This is a genomic window from Salipaludibacillus daqingensis (genome assembly GCF_029891575.1).
GTDB classification, from domain to species: Bacteria; Bacillota; Bacilli; order Bacillales; family Salisediminibacteriaceae; genus Salipaludibacillus; species Salipaludibacillus daqingensis.
On sequence record NZ_JARZHF010000003.1, the window covers coordinates 100,363 to 118,044 of the forward strand.

At 38.9% G+C, this 17,682-nt stretch carries 15 protein-coding genes and 1 other RNA gene; all 16 read right to left on the reverse strand.

The window, feature by feature from the left end; genetic code table 11:
* Window positions 1-5: 5 nt before the first annotated feature.
* Window positions 6-518: a DUF3189 family protein gene (locus QDN89_RS07370; RefSeq protein WP_280769468.1), complete on the reverse strand. Its 513-nt coding sequence runs from the start codon at window positions 516-518 to the stop codon at window positions 6-8.
* A 294-nt stretch (window positions 519-812) separates the two neighbouring features.
* Window positions 813-1,553: an alpha-helical endospore appendage domain-containing protein gene (locus QDN89_RS07375; RefSeq protein WP_280769469.1), complete on the reverse strand. Its 741-nt coding sequence runs from the start codon at window positions 1,551-1,553 to the stop codon at window positions 813-815.
* Window positions 1,554-2,288: 735 nt separating this feature from the next.
* Window positions 2,289-2,632, reverse strand: a transfer-messenger RNA (tmRNA) gene (gene ssrA, locus QDN89_RS07380).
* A 125-nt stretch (window positions 2,633-2,757) separates the two neighbouring features.
* A complete protein-coding gene (gene smpB / locus QDN89_RS07385; protein ID WP_280769470.1) occupies window positions 2,758-3,225 on the reverse strand; it encodes an SsrA-binding protein SmpB in 468 nt (155 codons plus the stop codon).
* Window positions 3,226-3,521: 296 nt separating this feature from the next.
* A complete protein-coding gene (rnr, locus tag QDN89_RS07390; protein ID WP_280769471.1) occupies window positions 3,522-5,864 on the reverse strand; it encodes a ribonuclease R in 2,343 nt (780 codons plus the stop codon).
* 52 nt (window positions 5,865-5,916) lie between these two features.
* Window positions 5,917-6,666 (reverse strand): alpha/beta hydrolase, encoded by a 750-nt coding sequence (locus QDN89_RS07395; protein ID WP_280769731.1) that lies wholly within the window; start codon window positions 6,664-6,666, stop codon window positions 5,917-5,919.
* A gap of 63 nt (window positions 6,667-6,729) precedes the next feature.
* The gene (locus QDN89_RS07400) at window positions 6,730-7,443 is read right to left on the reverse strand and encodes an alpha/beta hydrolase (RefSeq protein WP_280769472.1); all 714 of its coding nucleotides are present in this window, start codon (window positions 7,441-7,443) and stop codon (window positions 6,730-6,732) included.
* Window positions 7,444-7,606: 163 nt separating this feature from the next.
* The gene (secG, locus tag QDN89_RS07405; protein ID WP_280769473.1) at window positions 7,607-7,837 is read right to left on the reverse strand and encodes a preprotein translocase subunit SecG; all 231 of its coding nucleotides are present in this window, start codon (window positions 7,835-7,837) and stop codon (window positions 7,607-7,609) included.
* A 617-nt stretch (window positions 7,838-8,454) separates the two neighbouring features.
* Entirely contained in the window at window positions 8,455-9,738 is a 1,284-nt protein-coding gene (eno, locus tag QDN89_RS07410; RefSeq protein ID WP_280769474.1) for a phosphopyruvate hydratase, read from the reverse strand.
* Between the two features lie 61 nt (window positions 9,739-9,799).
* On the reverse strand, window positions 9,800-11,338 hold the full coding sequence (gpmI, locus tag QDN89_RS07415; RefSeq protein WP_280769475.1) for a 2,3-bisphosphoglycerate-independent phosphoglycerate mutase: 1,539 nt from the start codon (window positions 11,336-11,338) through the stop codon (window positions 9,800-9,802).
* Window positions 11,331-12,089, reverse strand: a complete 759-nt coding sequence (tpiA, locus tag QDN89_RS07420; RefSeq protein WP_280769476.1) for a triose-phosphate isomerase — start codon at window positions 12,087-12,089, stop codon at window positions 11,331-11,333. Before tpiA ends, gpmI begins: the two co-directional genes overlap by 8 nt.
* Before the next feature lie 21 nt (window positions 12,090-12,110).
* Window positions 12,111-13,295, reverse strand: a complete 1,185-nt coding sequence (locus QDN89_RS07425) for a phosphoglycerate kinase (RefSeq protein ID WP_280769477.1) — start codon at window positions 13,293-13,295, stop codon at window positions 12,111-12,113.
* A 199-nt stretch (window positions 13,296-13,494) separates the two neighbouring features.
* Window positions 13,495-14,502, reverse strand: coding sequence for a type I glyceraldehyde-3-phosphate dehydrogenase (gene gap, locus QDN89_RS07430; protein ID WP_280769478.1), 1,008 nt, complete (start codon window positions 14,500-14,502; stop codon window positions 13,495-13,497).
* Between the two features lie 115 nt (window positions 14,503-14,617).
* On the reverse strand, window positions 14,618-15,640 hold the full coding sequence (locus QDN89_RS07435) for a sugar-binding transcriptional regulator (RefSeq protein WP_280769479.1): 1,023 nt from the start codon (window positions 15,638-15,640) through the stop codon (window positions 14,618-14,620).
* 214 nt (window positions 15,641-15,854) lie between these two features.
* On the reverse strand, window positions 15,855-16,088 hold the full coding sequence (locus tag QDN89_RS07440; protein WP_280769480.1) for a glutaredoxin family protein: 234 nt from the start codon (window positions 16,086-16,088) through the stop codon (window positions 15,855-15,857).
* Window positions 16,089-16,098: 10 nt separating this feature from the next.
* Window positions 16,099-17,445 (reverse strand): RNA polymerase factor sigma-54, encoded by a 1,347-nt coding sequence (gene rpoN, locus QDN89_RS07445; RefSeq protein WP_280769481.1) that lies wholly within the window; start codon window positions 17,443-17,445, stop codon window positions 16,099-16,101.
* Window positions 17,446-17,682: the final 237 nt, after the last annotated feature.

A 17,682-nucleotide genomic window follows, 5' to 3' on the forward strand; every position in this document is an offset into this window, starting at 1 on the left:
GGCGATTACTTATATTCATCATTATTTAAAATAACCACTTTTCCAGTATTCGCAGCTCTGCCTGTTTTTTTCGTATTTTCAACTAATCGAAAGATATTATCGCAGCATTGTTTGGCACCTTTGACTAACAATGGCACTCCTATTGCATCCATGTTTAACCCTCTTGAGAAAAATCCGCCTAAAGACATAACAATCGGTACCGTTGGTGATGTATTCGATAATACAACCTTTTCATCAAACTGAAATTTATCTTCTAGTATTAACGTCCATTCTTTTAATGCTGGAACAACTAGTTTGTCCCTTTTCCGTCCAATAGTATAGACCGAGTTTCCATCTTCATCTTTTCCATGGAAAATGAGTTTGCCAAAATCCTTTTTCGTTAATTGATTGAAATAGTCAACATTTAATATTTCTTCCGAAGTTAGTTTTCTTTCTGATTGTGGTAACTGTTTCAAATGATATGCCGCAGCCAAAGAAGTAGTATGTGTACCTCCATAATCATTGTAAATATACATCATAATATCATCCCTAAAAACTTATTTATTGATAATATGATCCCTTTCCACTTATTCCATTCGGTTAATGTTTATTTATGGATGATTAAATCGGTAGTTCTGGGTATAATTTTGATTGTAAAATTTATATAGTGGAGTAAGTAGATTATAGGAAAAATGTTTAGGATCAGGATCACCATGATTTAATAGCTATTATAGAAAGATCAGCACCCTAATCATAAAAAAATAGAATAAAGAGGTCTAAAACCTCTTTATTCTCAATTGTATTGTAGTCATTATATTTATAAGCTCTACAAATTAACCTTCAGGACAAGGTTCAATATTGAATACAGCATCTAATGTTGTAACAAATACAATATCTCCATTTTGAGTTAGCTCAATTGTTGCTGTACCTTCTGTTTCATCCAAAGTAATAACAAAATCAACAAGTCCTGTAATTAATCCGGTTACTGTTCCAGTACCTTCAGCTGTTAATAAATTATCATTTTCACATACAATGCTTGTAAACTCTTCTGCAGTAAAATTGACCAAAGGTAAAGCAAGTGCTTCAACTGTTAGTGTTATTTCGCTACCTTCTGGTGTACAATCTGGACAAATATTTACATCTAACGTTACATCAGCATCAGCAACCTGTGTGTCATTAATAGTTACTTCTGTTGTGTCTTCAAGAGTAGCTTGAACCTGACATGCACATAAAATCTCTGGTGTTGGACCTGGTGGTAATGTTCCAATAAAATCAAGTGTATCCTCTAATTTAAATTGTAGAAGCATTTCCTTTTTGACAAGTGTACGTAAAGTTCTATTAATATTTGTATTAATATCTAGTAATCCTGGTAAGTCCTCTACAAATGGTCCTAGAATATTTCCATCGGGAAGTTCTAAAGTTCCTAATGCGGCTTGAATTTTTTCTCCTTCCGCATTTAAAATATGAGCTATTGAAATTTCTTCTGATGCAATAGAGGCCAATAGTAGTAATGCTGTCTGTTCTGCATCTAAACCTTCAATTGGGGTTATCTCAGGCAAATTGGGTAAAGACATATTTTTTCACTCCTTTTTATTTTAAATTCAATATAGTATATTTAATATAAGAGTTTTGGCATCCACTAAAGACCTTAATTTATATAGACTTTTCGCTCATTTTAATATATATAGCATTAATTAACTTATTAAAGTATCCTATAAAAATATCTGATATTTTTTTACAAATTAAATTTAGCATGAGTCGAACTCTCTTAATTTAGGCCGATTTGGTTCCTACCGATTTTAAAAAAAAGTAACCAAATTTAACTTTCGATATGTAATAACTGTAATTTATAGATTTTCAAAGGAGCTCAACAGAGACTTAACCGCGTCTAAAAAAATGTATGAGAAATTATTAGTATTTCAAACACAAAAAAACCACCATAACAGTATGTATGGTGGAGACGGTGGGACGTGTATTTCCATGCTTTCGTCATGGCACTGACTATATCTTGAACTTAATAGCTATGTCGTCTAGCTGATTAAGTCCCTTGGCGTATTATGTGAAATGTAGTTTAACCAACATTCATTGGCTGATTTCACATCCTAGTACTACCTTGAAGGCAGCCTATAAGTCGATACACGGCTGGTGAATTGCTTCCCATACCGCTCGGCATTGCCATACTGTCTAAATGATGTCCAAACGTTGGACTTTTTTGTCCTCATTTTGACCATTCAATTTAATACAGCGTAGGTTTCACCGATAAAGCCAAGTTTTCACTTGTGTATCACCACACAAGGCGACTATGTTACTAATCGAACCCACGTCCAGAGGTAACGCGACATAAGCATCTACGAGTGTAGTCAGTTTATTAGAATTTCGCCGTCATTTCAGCCAACGGACAGGCTTCTGTGAGGCTAACCTGATTAATCTCTTCCTATTGTCCTCAGGTGGAGAACTCCAGGCGTATCCCACTAGAGTGAGTCCCTGATCCTAACACGTGGGTGATGTAGGGAGGAACCGCTAACAGGGTTTTTACGCCGCTGCTAAAGCGAAATCGTTATCTTGTTTGCCAACTATAGGCGATGGGCGTTTTATACGAGGACACCCAGCTCGACTCGCCACTTAAGCACGACCTACCCCTGTCGAATCCAGAACGTCCCCATGCAAATGAGAACGATAAGGGATAAATCTTATCGGTTTTTCTTTGGTACTTGAGTATAACGACATCCTTAATTATAACATATAAGCTCCCCTAGTCAAATGGAAAGCATCACCATTCTAGCGACCTAAATTGGCATCCTTAAATGCTCGTTGAATTTCTCTATTTGCATCTTTACGCTTCAAATCTTCACGTTTATCATGTCTCTTTTTACCTTTACCAACACCAATGAGTACTTTGGCGACACCATTTTTAATGTAAATCTTTAATGGGACAATCGTGTATCCTTTTTGCTGTGTCAATCCGATCAGTTGGTTAATCTGCTTTCGGTGTAACAATAGTTTTCTCGTACGAACTGGGTCGTGGTTGTACCGGTTCCCTTGCTCGTATGGACTAATGTGTAAATTGGACATCCACACTTCTCCTTGAGATACTCTTGCGAAAGAGTCCTTTAGATTCACTCTCCGATTGCGAATCGATTTTATTTCTGTTCCAGTAAGAACCATGCCTGCTTCATATGTTTCTTCCACATGAAAGTCATGTCTTGCTTTTTTATTTTGTGCGATGAGTTTTACTTCTGTTGCCATGATTCCTGCATCCTTTCTGTCTTCCCCGTGAACTAATCATACCAAAATTTGTGTGTTCCTTCAATTTGTTTGTGTGCTGTGGATTATCTAGATATTTGCATTATGAATTCAAAATTCAGCAATGATATTAAGTTTTCACGCACAAATTCCTAGAATTACGCATAAAGAACTGTTTTTCACGCACAAATCCCTATTTCCAAGCATAACCAAGCAATTCTCAACTTTCGCATAGCAATCAAACCTCTAATAGCCCGAAATGTAAAAGCTCATCCGGTCGGATGAGCTCTAACACTTCATTATTTGTTCTTCTTTTTACCTTTTTTCTTCTTACCCTTTGGTGCGTCAGCGTGAAATGGCTTTTTCTTTCCTTTATTCTTTTTATCATCTTTCTTTTTGCCACTGGACTTTGACTTATCACCTAAGCTAAGTCCTCTGCCTTTATCTTTGCGGTTTCCACCTTCGATAACATGAGGAGCATCTTTCTTCCTAGCTTTTCGTGGCTTCATACCAACCACTTCGAAATCAATGATTCGTTCATCGACGTTGACGTTCGTTACTTTTATATCGATTTCATCACCGATTCGGAACACGTTTCCTGTTCTTTCACCAATCATCGCATATCTTTTCTCATCGTAATGATAGTAATCATCGGTTAAATAACTCACGTGTACAAGACCTTCGATCGTGTTCGGTAATTCAACAAACAAGCCAAAGTTTGTCACACCGCTGATCACACCTTCGTATTCTTGTCCCACTTTATCTTCCATGTACTGTACTTTTTTCACTTCGTCCGTTTCTCTTGAAGCTCCTTCAGCACGTCGCTCCATTTCAGACGAATGGCGAGTAATTTCTGGCAACTTCTCGTTCCAACTATCAATCGTTTTATCGTCTGTTTTTCCATTGATCAAGTATGTGCGGATTAATCGGTGCACAATTAAATCTGGATAACGACGAATGGGAGACGTAAAGTGTGTGTAAAAATCAGCGGACAATCCGAAGTGACCAATATTTTCTGGATCATACTTCGCTTGCTTCATGGAACGAAGCATGACAGTGCTAATGACCGCTTCCTCTGGCTCGCCTTTCACTTTCTCAAGTAATTCTTGAAGTGCTCTTGGGTGAACTGTGTTCGACGTACCTTTTACTACATATCCAAAGTTCGTTATAAATTCGAGAAACTGATTTAGTTTCTCTTCGTCAGGGTCTTCGTGAATACGGTAAACGAAAGGCACTTTCATCCAATGAAAATGCTCAGCCACTGTTTCATTAGCTGCTAACATAAATTCTTCAATTAATTTTTCTGCCACACTTCTTTCTCGAATGGCAATTTCAGTTGGTGTCCCTTCTTCATTAACAAGGACTTTTGCTTCTTTGAAATCAAAGTCAATCGCACCTCTTGAGAATCGCTTCTTTCTTAAGATCGCTGCTAAATCTTCCATGTTTTTGAAAAAAGGAATCAGCGCTTCATAACGATCCATCACTTCTTGATCTTCTTCTAACAAGATTTTTCGCACATCGGTATAAGTCATTCGTTCATTTGTTCTAATGACACTTTCAAAAATATCGTGGTTGACGACTTCTCCATCAGGTGAAATTTCCATGTTACAAGAAAGAGTCAGTCGATCAACTTGCGGATTCAAGGAACAAATACCGTTGGACAAGCGATGCGGGATCATTGGAATAACCCGATCAACTAAGTAACAACTCGTCGCTCGGTCAGCCCCCTCCTTATCAATCGCAGAACCTTCTTTCACATAATGAGTGACGTCTGCAATATGAACCCCAAGCATATAGTTACCATTATCAAGTATTTTCACTTGAACGGCATCATCTAAATCTTTCGCATCGGCCCCGTCAATCGTCACAATCGTTTCCTCTCGTAAATCACGACGCCCTTCGATTTCTTCTGGACTAATTTCATCTGGCACGTTGTTCGCATGATCAATCGCGTCTTGCGGAAATTCTCCAGGTAATCCATGTTTATGAATGATGGAAAGGATGTCCACACCAGGATCATTCTTATGACCGAGGATTTTAATGACATGTCCTTCTGCACTCATTCTCCCTTCAGGATATTTCGTGATCTCTACTAAAACTTTATGACCGTCTACCGCACCTAACTCTTGATTTTTTGGAATAAAAATATCCGTAGGAATTCGCTTGTCATCAGAAATAACAAAACCATAGTTTTTAGCATCGGAATACGTTCCGACTGTTTGTGTTACTCCACGTTTAAGAATGCGGATAACCGTTCCTTCCGCACGAGTTCCGTTGGAGCCACCTGCATCTGTTTGCATTCGAACGAGGACCTTGTCTTTATTCATTGCCTCATTCATTTCTGAACCTGGTATAAAAATATCATCCATGCCTTCTACTTCTGTTTTCACAAAAGCGAAACCTTTTGGATGCATGATAACTTCCCCTCGGAATAAGTCCATTTTTTCCGGGAGGCCATAACGATTCGTTCGTGTTTGAACGATATCTCCATTTTCTTCAAGTTCATTCAACGTTTTTACAAACGCTTTAAATTGGCTGGAATCCTCAAGGCCAAACGCCGCTTCCATTTCTTTAATAGAAAGGGGCTTGTCCGCTTCATGTTTCATATAATGAAGGATTCCTTCCTTTGTGTGATCTGTCATAGTTTCTTTCTCCTTTCAAATGTGGGAGGTTACACGAGAATAGTATTCATCGTTAGTCGTCTTGCCAATCTAGTTCTTCTAAAAAGGCATAAATGTCTTCATGTAACTGGTCCCGTTCTTTATCTAATGTAATAACATGCCCTGATTCCTCGTACCATTTCAATTTCTTATGATCACTTTCTACTTCATCATGAATCATGTCGGCACTATTTGTATTAATCATCTCATCATGACGAGCTTGTACAACAAATGTTGGCGTATAGATCATATCGAGGTTTTCACGAACTTCTTTGTTCAATTCTTGTAATTCTTTCAACGTCGTCATTGGTGTTTCCTCAAATTTGGTCATTTCTTCTTCGATTTGATTTGCGTCCTTACCTTCCCATTTCTTATACTTTTTTGCATATTCTAGTACTCCTTGATACATCACTTCTTCACTTTTTATATGCATAGGTGCACACATGGGAACGATCCCCTTTATAGGTAATGTGTACCCAAGCTTTAAAGAAAATACACCACCTAGTGATAATCCTGCTACAGCTATTTCATCATGTCCCATTTCCTTTAAATGATTGTACCCTTGAAGTACGTCTTCCCACCAATCTTCAGGGCCAGTATGAACCAACTTTTCTGGTGGTACGCCGTGTCCTTTCATATGTGGAGCATGGGATGTATAGCCTCTTTTCTCGAGGTATCGGCCTAACATTCTTACGTCAGCTGAGTTTCCTGTAAATCCGTGAAGGAGAAGAACTGCTCGGTCTCCACCTTCAAATGTAAATGGTTTCGGTTGTGCAACTTTCATCATTTTTGAATCTTCCTTTCATGCTAGAGAGACAATCTCAAATATTTAGTATTTTCATAATGATTATTGGGCGTTCGCTTGATTATCAGATGACTTCGAGAAAAAATCATCCATTTCAGTAAGTAAGTCTTCTTTATGCTCACCAAACCAAATATAATGTTTTGCCTTTGGAAAAAAATAGAGCTTTTTTTCTTCCGATTGAATATGATCATATATATATTCAGCAGTTTTATGAGGAACTAAGCCGTCTTTTTCACCTTGTACCACCAGTGTTGGGACGGTGATTTTGTTCAAATGAGGTCGCAACTTTTTTACCATGCGAGCAAATTCAATCGTAGCTGTCATCGGTGTCCTCATAATTTTTTCACGGTAAAATTGGTAGTACTCATCGCTGTCTAATTCTCCGCGAACCCCTTCAAGAAACCAACCAGTCACATCTTGGACAATTTGTTTAGGATTAATATAATAAGCAGCAGAGCTTATTAAGACAAGTCGATCAATTGGATATTGGGAAGCTAAATAGCTGGCAATCATTCCTCCCATAGAAAATCCAACGACGAATACCTTTTCACAACGCTCCAATAGCTCTTCTAAAGCAACTTTCGCTTTAAAAAGCCAATGTTTATATGTCACCGATTTTAATCCCGCTCTTGTTCCATCATGGCCTGGTAGTTCTGGACAATAGACAAGCCAGTTCTTTTTTCTTAAATGACGTTCAATATCGCCAACTTCTTGAGGCCTTCCGGCAAAACCATGTATGATAAGGCAGCCAATCATAGAAATCACTCCTGAAAAATAGCTTTCCGATTGTATATGTAATCAAAACGGATCTCGTGATGTCAGTCTACATTCTTCTCTTTACTTTATTCCCATTTCAAGCAAGATTTAATCTCAACTTAAAAAGCAGCAGACGCTGCGTCTGCTGCTTGGATGCTTCTATTTACATGAAAAACGCTACAAGTAAAGTTAGCAAGAAAAACAACGTTCCTAGTACGACAGTTGCTCTTACTAGAACAGCATCTAAACCTCTTGCCTTTTGCTTACCAACCATCTGTTCAGCACCACCAGATATGGCACCAGATAAACCTGCACTTTTTCCAGATTGTAACAAAACAGCTCCAATTAATAAAATCGAAACAATAACAAGTAAAATGGACGCGACTGCTTCCACACTCTCCACCTCCAAACAGACATATAAACCTTCTAAGATAGTATCATGAAACGAGCTAAGAATCAAGATGTTCTAGGTGTTCGATATAAGAGAAGTAGGTTTCCTTCAGGTAATGATCATGCTACGAGAGGGACGCATAACTCCGTTTGCTTTCCTTCTCCTACGTCGCTCACGCTCGTCAGGCACTATGACGTCCGTATGCTTCCCTTCATCGTCGTCGCTCTCGCTCTTCGGGCACTATGTCCTCCGTATGCTTCCCTTCATCGTCGTCGCTCTCGCTCTTCGGGCACTATGTCCTCCGTATGCTTCCTTTCATCGACGTCGCTCTCGCTCGTCAGGCACTATGACGTCCGTATGCTTCCTTTCATCGACGTCGCTCTCGCTCGTCAGGCACTATGTCCTCCGTATGCTTCCCTTCGCTCCGCATAAAGCCACTGAAAGGATCTATCTCCCCCACTTACTGCCTTTCATCGACGACTCTCTCTCGAAAGGATCTATCATCATCTTTCCTTTTCTCACCAACCTCCAACATCAAATCTAGATCCCCCCTTCCCCGACTCCACGAAAAAAAGCCACAGCACCATTTTAATGGCGCCGAGGCTTTAATCATCAATTTATTACTTATTCAAGTTGTAGAATGCATTCTTTCCAGCGTACTGACCGATATACTGAAGCTCATCTTCAATACGTAGAAGTTGGTTGTACTTCGCTACACGGTCTGTACGTGAAGGAGCACCTGTTTTGATTTGTCCTGCATTTGTCGCTACTGCGATGTCTGCAATTGTGCTATCTTCTGTTTCACCAGAACGGTGAGAAATAACATTTGTATAACCAGCACGCTTGGCCATTTCAATCGCATCAAATGTTTCAGAAAGTGTACCAATTTGATTCACTTTGATAAGGATTGAGTTACCAATGCCTTCTTTGATTCCACGAGATAATTTTTCTGTGTTTGTAACAAATAAGTCGTCTCCAACTAATTGAACTTTATCTCCAAGTCGTTCAGTAAGAAGTTTGAAACCTTCCCAGTCGTTTTCGTCAAGACCATCTTCAATGGAGATGATTGGGTACTTATTGCAAAGTTCTTCGTAGAAATCAACCATTTCTTCAGAAGTTTTTACAACGCCTTCGCCTTTAAGGTTGTACTTGCCATCTTCATAAATTTCAGATGCTGCTACGTCCATTGCCAATTGAACTTGCTCTCCTGGCTTGTAACCAGCTTTTTCAATTGCTTCAATGATTGTAGAAAGAGCTTCTTCGTTTGATGCAAGGTTTGGTGCGAAACCACCTTCGTCACCAACAGCTGTGTTGTAACCTTTTGAGCTAAGAACCTTTTTAAGGTTATGGAAGATTTCTGCTCCCATTTGTAAAGCTTGAGTGAAGCTTTCTGCTCCAACTGGCATAACCATGAATTCTTGAATATCGACGTTGTTATCAGCGTGCTCTCCACCGTTCAAAATATTCATCATTGGAGTTGGAAGAGTTTTTGCACTGAATCCACCTAGGTAAACATAAAGTGGAAGGCCTAACGCTTCAGCAGCAGCACGAGCGGTTGCCATAGAAACACCAAGAATAGCATTTGCACCTAGTTTTGCTTTGTTCGGCGTACCGTCAAGCTCGATCATTAATTGGTCAATACCAAGTTGATCTAATGCGTCATAACCTACAAGTTCTGGAGCAATAACTTCGTTTACGTTCTCAACTGCTTTAGAAACACCTTTACCCATCCAAGCGTCGCCGCCGTCACGTAGTTCCACTGCTTCATATTCACCAGTTGATGCACCACTTGGTACAATCGCACGGCCAAACGCGCCGCTTTCTACATGAACTTCAACCTCAACTGTTGGGTTACCACGAGAATCTAATACTTGACGTGCATATACATCTGTAATTAATGTCATAATCTGAAACACTCCTTCTCATTTTTAAAATCGTATCTTTGTTGTGACTACATTTCTATTATTACTTCTTAATCAATGTTTTACCAGTCATTTCTTTAGGTTGTTCCACTTTCAATAACTCTAACATTGTTGGTGCCAAATCACCAAGAACACCATCTTGGCGAAGCTCAACGTTTTTGTCCGTTAAAATAACCGGAACTGGATTCGTTGTATGAGCTGTCATTGGAGTTCCTTCTTCGGTAATTAACTCGTCTGCATTACCATGGTCCGCAGTAATAATCGCCTTGCCACCTTTTTCTTCAATCAAGTCGACGATTTTTCCTAAACACTCATCTACCACTTCTATCGCTTTAATCGTAGGCTCTAGCATACCAGAGTGTCCAACCATATCTGGATTCGCAAAGTTTAAAATGATCATATCGTGCTTATCAGCGTTAATTTCATGAAGCAAAGCATCCGTAACACCGTAAGCACTCATTTCTGGTTGCAAATCATACGTTGCTACTTTTGGTGAGTCAATGAGCACTCGTTCCTCACCTGGGAATTTTTCCTCACGGCCACCACTGAAAAAGAATGTCACGTGCGGATATTTCTCGGTCTCTGCAATCCGCAGTTGATTCAAACCAGCGTCTGAAACGACTTCTCCCAAAACTTTATCTAAATTGGTTGGTTCAAAAGCAACAAAGCCTTGTACTGATTCACTAAAATGCGTTAAGCAAACATAGTGTACATTTTTCGGAAAGCGATCTCCACGATTGAAGTCAGCAAAGTCTGGATTTGTAAAAACTTGAGACATTTGAATCGCTCTGTCAGGTCGGAAATTAAAGAAAATAACCGCGTCCTCATCTTGAATCGTTCCAACTGGCGTTTCTCCATCTTCTTTCGTCAATACAGAAGGTAGTACGAATTCATCGTGAATTTTATTGTTATAAGAGTCTTCTAATGCTTCCGTCGCCGTTCGAAACTTCATTCCTTCGCCATAAACCATCGCACGATATGACTTCTCTACTCGTTCCCAGCGCTTATCACGATCCATGGCATAGTAACGCCCTTGAATAGAAGCTAATTCTCCGATTTGAAGCTCTTCCATTTTACGTTCAAGCAGCTGAATGTATTTATCTGCTGACTGAGGGCCAACATCTCGGCCATCAAGGAAACCATGAACGTACACTTTTTCGATATCCACTTTTTTCGCCATCTCAAGGAGTGCAAATAGATGCTCAATATGACTATGAATACCGCCATCAGATAATAGTCCATAAAGATGAAGAGCCTTTCCTTTTTCTTTCACGTGGTTCATCGCATTAAGAAATGTTTCATTTTCGAAAAACTCTTTCTCTTTAATCGACAAATTCACTCGAGTCAAACTTTGATAAACCACTCGCCCGGCACCAATATTTAAATGTCCAACTTCCGAGTTTCCCATTTGTCCTTCAGGAAGACCGACAGCTAGGCCGCATGCTTGAAGGGATGCATGAGGATATTGGTTCCAATATCGATCAAAATTTGGGGTGTTCGCCTGAGCGACTGCATTCCCCATCGTTTCATCTCGAAGAGCAAAACCATCGAGAATAATTAACGCATTTGGTTTCTTACTCATTTCCTGCCTCCACTAGTTGTAAATAAGATTGAGCTTCTAAGCTTGCTCCACCTACAAGAGCTCCATCAATATCTGATTGGCTCAATAATTCTTTAATATTAGCTGGCTTCACACTTCCACCATACTGAATACGAACTGCTTCTGCTGCATCTGTTGAGAAGGTTTTGCTTACAACGTTACGAATAACCGCACACGTCTCATTAGCATCTTCAGAAGAAGCAGTTTTACCAGTACCAATCGCCCAAATTGGTTCATAAGCGATCACTGTTTGTTTTACTTGATCTTCCGTTAAACCTTTTAGTGCTCCGTTTACTTGTGTTGTTACAACGTCAGCTGTTTTATTTCCTTCGCGCTGTTCTAACGTTTCACCTACACAAACGATTGGTACTAAACCGTGTTTAAACGCAGCATGAACTTTTTTATTTACACTTTCATCTGTTTCACCGAATAACTCACGACGTTCAGAGTGCCCAATGACAGCATATTCTACTCCGAGATCTGCCAATGCGATAGGACTAACTTCTCCAGTGAATGCACCATTTTCTTCAAAGTGCATGTTTTGAGAACCAATCTTAACATCTGTTCCTTTTGTTTCTTGCACAAGCGCATCTAAAAATAGATGTGGGGAACATACAACAGCTTCCACCTTGTCACTTGAAGGAACAAGACTTTTTACTTCTTGAACAAAGGCAAGAGCCTCAGCTTTTGTTTTATTCATTTTCCAGTTACCAGCAATAATTGGTTTACGCATAAAAATGCCTCCTTGAAAGATTTATTTATCGTTTAGTGCTACAACGCCAGGAAGTTCTTTTCCTTCGATAAACTCGAGGGAAGCTCCACCACCTGTGGAAATGTGATTCATCTTCTCAGCATAACCGAATTTCTCAACTGCTGCAGCAGAATCTCCACCACCGATAACCGTGTAAGTGTCAGTAGCATCTGCTAATGCTTCCGCTACACCTACTGTACCTTTAGCGAATTTCTCCATTTCAAAAACTCCCATTGGTCCGTTCCAAATAACTAATTTTGATTCTTTCACGACATTGCGATACGTTTCCATCGTTTTTGGACCAATATCAAGCGCTTGCCAATCAGCTGGAATGTCTTTGATGTCAACGATTTTTGTGTTTGCATCTTCCCCAAACTTGTCAGCTACAACACCATCAACAGGCATATAGAAATTGACACCATTCTTTTCAGCCTTTTCCATAAATTGCTTCGCTAGGTCAATTTTATCTTCTTCTAATAAAGATTGCCCTATCTCATGTCCTTGCGCTTTAATAAACGTATACGCAAGTCCACCACCGATAATTAAGTTGTCGACTTTATCGAGGAGATTATCAATAACGTTGATTTTATCTTTAACTTTCGCTCCACCAATAATTGCAGTAAATGGTCGATCTGGATTAGCCATCGCTTTACCAAGAACCTCAAGTTCTTTCTCCATTAACAAACCTGCAACTGCTGGTAAGTGTTTTGCAATACCTTCCGTGGAAGCGTGAGCACGGTGAGCAGCACCGAATGCATCATTCACATACACATCAGCTAATTCAGCCATATGTTTCGCAAGTTCAGGATCATTCTTTTCTTCTCCTGCTTCAAAACGAACGTTTTCAAGTAAAACAACATCGCCTTCATTTAATTCAGCAATAGCTTTCTTTGGCTCGTCACCATAAACTTCATCTGTTTTTAAAACAGCTTGGTTTAATAAGTCACTTAAACGTTTTGCCACTGGATCCAAACGAAGCTCATCTACCGCTTCCCCTTTTGGACGGCCAAGGTGACTAGCGAGAATAATCTTCGCACCTTTTTCAATCAACATTTGAATGGTCGGTAATGCAGCACGAATACGCGTATCATCCGTTACTTCTCCCTTGCTCATTGGCACGTTAAAGTCTACACGGCAAAATACACGCTTTCCTTTTACATCTATATCACGAATGGATTTCTTATTCATAAATATGCCTCCTTCTTACTTCTTCGGTAAGAGATTTCGTGGGTTCATGTGATGACGTTTTTTCCCGTCCGTCACGGTAATTTTTTTCCTAAGTATGCATTTACATACGTTTTAACAATCATATGTAAATGCTATAAAAGGAGGCTGGACACGAGCCCGCCTCCTTCGTTTACAGACTTATAAGGTTGTTACGTCGTTCTTACAGTCCTTTTTCAACAATATAATCAACTAAGTTAATAACTTGTGCTGAGTAACCAGTTTCGTTGTCATACCAAGAAATAACTTTAACCATGTTACCTTCCATAACCATTGTGGAAAGCGCATCGATTGTTGATGCATCTGTATTTCCATTATAGTCACGAGAAACAAGTGGCTCTTCACTGTAACCAAGAATTCCTTTTAAATCACCTTCAGAAGCTTCTTTGAATGCAGCATTTACTTCTTCAGCTGTTACATCTTTGCCTAGTTCTGCAGTAAGGTCTACTAAAGAAACGTTTGGAGTTGGAACACGCATAGCTCCACCATTTAGTTTTCCTTTAAGTTCAGGAAGTACAAGAGATACAGCTTTTGCAGCACCAGTGCTTGTTGGAATAATTGATTCCGCAGCAGCACGAGCACGACGATAATCTTTATGTGGTAAGTCAAGAATGTTTTGGTCATTTGTGTAAGAGTGAATTGTTGTCATCATTCCACGCTTAAGTTCAAATTTATCATTAAGAACTTTTGCAAATGGAGCAAGACAGTTTGTTGTACAAGAAGCGTTTGAAATCACATGGTGATTTGCAGGATCATACTTGTCTTCATTTACACCCATAACAATTGTGATGTCTTCATCCGTTGCTGGTGCAGAGATAACAACTTTTTTAGCGCCTGCTTCTAAATGCTTAGCAGCAGCTTCACGCTTTGTGAAAATACCTGTTGATTCAACAACAACTTCTGCTCCTAATTCTCCCCACTTAAGGTTTGCTGGGTCACGCTCTGCTGTAACGATAATCTCTTTTCCGTCTACTACTAGGTTGTCACCTTTTGCTTCTACTTTTACGTCAAGCTTTCCGTGAACGGAATCATATTGTAGTAAGTGTGCTAACATATTTGCATCTGTAAGGTCGTTAACTGCAACTACTTCTACCTTTGGATTTGCAAGAGCTTGTCTAAACACAACTCGTCCAATTCGTCCGAAACCGTTAATACCAATTTTTGTTGCCATGATAAAATTCCTCCTTAAGTGTTGTGAAGCATATTATTTATTTTTTCAAAGGGATAATACCCCTTGAATAAACGAATCAATGTAACCCTATTATCGAAATATAGAGTTTTTAAACTTACTTTTCTAGAATTGCTCTAGCAGCGCCCTCATCTGTTACAAGGACTTGACTTGGACTTTGTTTCATATAAGCCTCTATTGCCTCCGCTTTTGATTTCCCTCCAGCAACTGCAATAATATCTGAGATGTTTTGCAAGTCTTCTAACTGAAGTCCAATCGTTAACACTTTATGAATAATGTCCCCCGATTGGTCAAAATAATAACCAAAAGCTTCCGCTACCGCTTTTTTTTGTTCCAGTTTCTCCATCACTTCTTGAGATGTATTTCTGCGTTCTGCCATTGTGGATGCTTCCCCAATACCATGAATGACCATTGTCACCGAACGGATTAACCTCAAAATGTCTTGCACAGACGGTTCACTAATCAATGACTCATACGCCTCTTTACTCAACTGGTCTGGCACATGAAGCAAACGGTAAGATCCCATCGCTTTTCGAGCCATTGTTGCACAAATCGTATTCGCTTGGTTTTCTACTTGTTCTCCAAGTCCACCGCGTGCAGGAACAAACAACGTTTCCTTCAAATCTGAGTCTGGAACTAACATTTCGGCAACAGCAGCAATGGAAGTACCTCCTGTTACAGCAATGATGTTATCCTTAAACGACATCTTTTGTTTGATCAAGTTAACACAAGCTCGACCCATTTCCTTTTGAACCCAAGAATATTCGTCGCTATCTCCGGGAACGATATGTACTTCTGAAATACCAAGCTTTTTTTGCAACTCTTCTTCCATCGTCCGTGTTTGAAAAACTTCTTTCATAACGACTTCTAGTTGGCCAAGTAAATTGTGCCCATCATCGGTCAATGTCATTCCAGATGATGCAAATTCAACTAAACCTTGTTCTTTTAAAAACGTCACTTCACTTCGCAAAACTCGTTCAGACATTTCTAAGTTACTAGACAGTGTCCGACGTCCAATTGGTTGCATCAATCGGATAAATCGCAAAATGCGAAATCGTTGCCCTAAAACATCAACTAAGTCGGGCAAAATTTTTTTTTGCAAGTCTAAAAGCATGTTCATGCAAATTCTCCTTTTGTCGCATAATATCCGCCAGGGACTACCAACGTCCCTTATAGACATATTATGTCCCACCTTGCGAAAAAAAAGACTGAATCCTTTGGATTATTTGATACACAAGCTTATTATCACTTGCAATGTCATTGTATCAAGGAAAAGTCTTCTAATCAACTACTATCATGTGAACATTTTATGTTGTAAACGCTTGCTTATACTTTTACAATAATTTTCTTTTTAATATGTCATACGAAATGATTCCTTCATCAAGGACTGTCCCCTCGGTAGTCGTCACTACCGGTATTCTAATTTGAAACTCCTCTAACCACTCATCATTCGTATAAATATCTCGGATTTCAATATCGAAAAAACTTTCTTTTTGCAACGCTTGAAGCTTATCTAGTCCTTTTTCGCATAGAGGACAATCTATTTTAGTATAAAAGTAAACGGTCATAATTATCTCCTTAAGAAAATCTTTTTCGTTGAGAAGAAGAAGGGATATGCATCTCTTCTCTGTATTTTGCAACTGTTCGCCTAGAAACATTTATTTCAAACTGATTTTTCAATAATTCAGCGATCTTTTGATCTGATAAAGGTTTTTGTTTATTTTCTTCATCAATCAATCTTTTCATATAAATCTTCACCCGTTCAGAAGAACTGGATTCAGATGAATCTCTTCCGACAGTTGAGTTAAAGAAATATTTTAATTCATACAACCCTCTTGGTGTTTGAACGTATTTTTTTGTTGTTGCTCTCGATACCGTCGACTCGTGAACGTCTGCTTCTTCTGCAATCTTTTTAAGAGTCAGAGGCTTTAGATGGGAAGGTCCATGAACAAAAAAATCAAGTTGATAGCGAACAATCGCTTCGGTTACGCTTAAAATTGTTTGCTGCCGTTGAGCGATACTTCGCTTAAGCCACTGAAATTGATCGTATTTTTGCTTAATATATTGTTGCGTATCTCCATCTTTATTTTGCATCATTTTTTCATACTGTTGATTCATTAACATTTTAGGCATGTGCTGTTCATTTAGCCGAACGACAAATTCATTTTTCACTTTTACAACCGTCACATCTGGAATGACGTACCTAGCAGGTTCGTTATGGAATAAAGACCCTGGCTTTGGGTGCAACGTTTGGATGAAATCAGCAACCATTTGTACGTCTTCTATCGTCACATTTTCAGCTTTCGCAATTTTTTTAAATTGATTTTTTGCTAATAAATCTAAATGGTTTGTAATGATTGATTCCGTTAGCGGGTCTTTCGTTTCTAAATGATGCAGTTGTATAAGCAAGCATTCTTTCAGTGTAAAAGCCCCAACACCGAAAGGCTCAAATGATTGTAAAAGCTTTATTCCTTCTTTCACAGCTTCCAGTGGCTCTTTTATATCTGCTGCAAACTCTTCAGCCGTTTGTTTTAAATAGCCATTTTCGTCTACGCTCAACGCTAAATAAGTAACAATTCTTCGTGTTTCTGGCTGAAGATGTAAAAGCCTAATTTGATTTAATAAATAATCTTGCAATCCTTCTTCTTGTTCACTTAAATGATCCATCGGAGAATAATCATTATCGCCTTCATCTTTCGATTTATAATCATATATTGGGGTTTCGTCACTGATTTTCTGTCTAGCAATTTCTTCTTGCGTCTCTTGGTCTTTTAACTCAATAAGTGGGTTTTCTAATTGCTGCTCATGTAAATATTCATTGAGATCCAGTACAGAGTATTGCAAGATGGTAATTGCTTGCCGAAGCTCATTTGTCATCATCAGTTTCATTGATTGTTTTTGAAACAATCCAAAATCCATATTCATTCAGCAAAGCCTCCTAACCAAAAGTGTGGAACTTTTCAGACCATGCTCCCTGTCTCCTTTCCTATTATACATGATGATGTGAACATTTTGTCTGAGTTAGACGAATCAGAATAATTCTTTACAAAATTCATTTTCTTTACGTAAGATGATTATCAATTATGGCTATCCAAAGTTATCACATGCTATTTTTTAACATATAACTGTTCATAAGTTTCCCCACTCAGAAACCTCCTAATA

Bases quoted from the DNA above. Each gene is read 5' to 3' on its own strand.
- QDN89_RS07370 (WP_280769468.1), bottom strand. From the start codon at position 518: ATGATGTATATTTACAATGATTATGGAGGTACACATACTACTTCTTTG.
- QDN89_RS07375 (WP_280769469.1), bottom strand. From the start codon at position 1,553: ATGTCTTTACCCAATTTGCCTGAGATAACCCCAATTGAAGGTTTAGAT.
- smpB (WP_280769470.1), bottom strand. From the start codon at position 3,225: ATGGCAACAGAAGTAAAACTCATCGCACAAAATAAAAAAGCAAGACAT.
- rnr (WP_280769471.1), bottom strand. From the start codon at position 5,864: ATGACAGATCACACAAAGGAAGGAATCCTTCATTATATGAAACATGAA.
- QDN89_RS07395 (WP_280769731.1), bottom strand. From the start codon at position 6,666: ATGAAAGTTGCACAACCGAAACCATTTACATTTGAAGGTGGAGACCGA.
- QDN89_RS07400 (WP_280769472.1), bottom strand. From the start codon at position 7,443: ATGATTGGCTGCCTTATCATACATGGTTTTGCCGGAAGGCCTCAAGAA.
- eno (WP_280769474.1), bottom strand. From the start codon at position 9,738: ATGACATTAATTACAGATGTATATGCACGTCAAGTATTAGATTCTCGT.
- gpmI (WP_280769475.1), bottom strand. From the start codon at position 11,338: ATGAGTAAGAAACCAAATGCGTTAATTATTCTCGATGGTTTTGCTCTT.
- tpiA (WP_280769476.1), bottom strand. From the start codon at position 12,089: ATGCGTAAACCAATTATTGCTGGTAACTGGAAAATGAATAAAACAAAA.
- QDN89_RS07425 (WP_280769477.1), bottom strand. From the start codon at position 13,295: ATGAATAAGAAATCCATTCGTGATATAGATGTAAAAGGAAAGCGTGTA.
- gap (WP_280769478.1), bottom strand. From the start codon at position 14,502: ATGGCAACAAAAATTGGTATTAACGGTTTCGGACGAATTGGACGAGTT.
- QDN89_RS07435 (WP_280769479.1), bottom strand. From the start codon at position 15,640: ATGAACATGCTTTTAGACTTGCAAAAAAAAATTTTGCCCGACTTAGTT.
- QDN89_RS07440 (WP_280769480.1), bottom strand. From the start codon at position 16,088: ATGACCGTTTACTTTTATACTAAAATAGATTGTCCTCTATGCGAAAAA.
- rpoN (WP_280769481.1), bottom strand. From the start codon at position 17,445: ATGAATATGGATTTTGGATTGTTTCAAAAACAATCAATGAAACTGATG.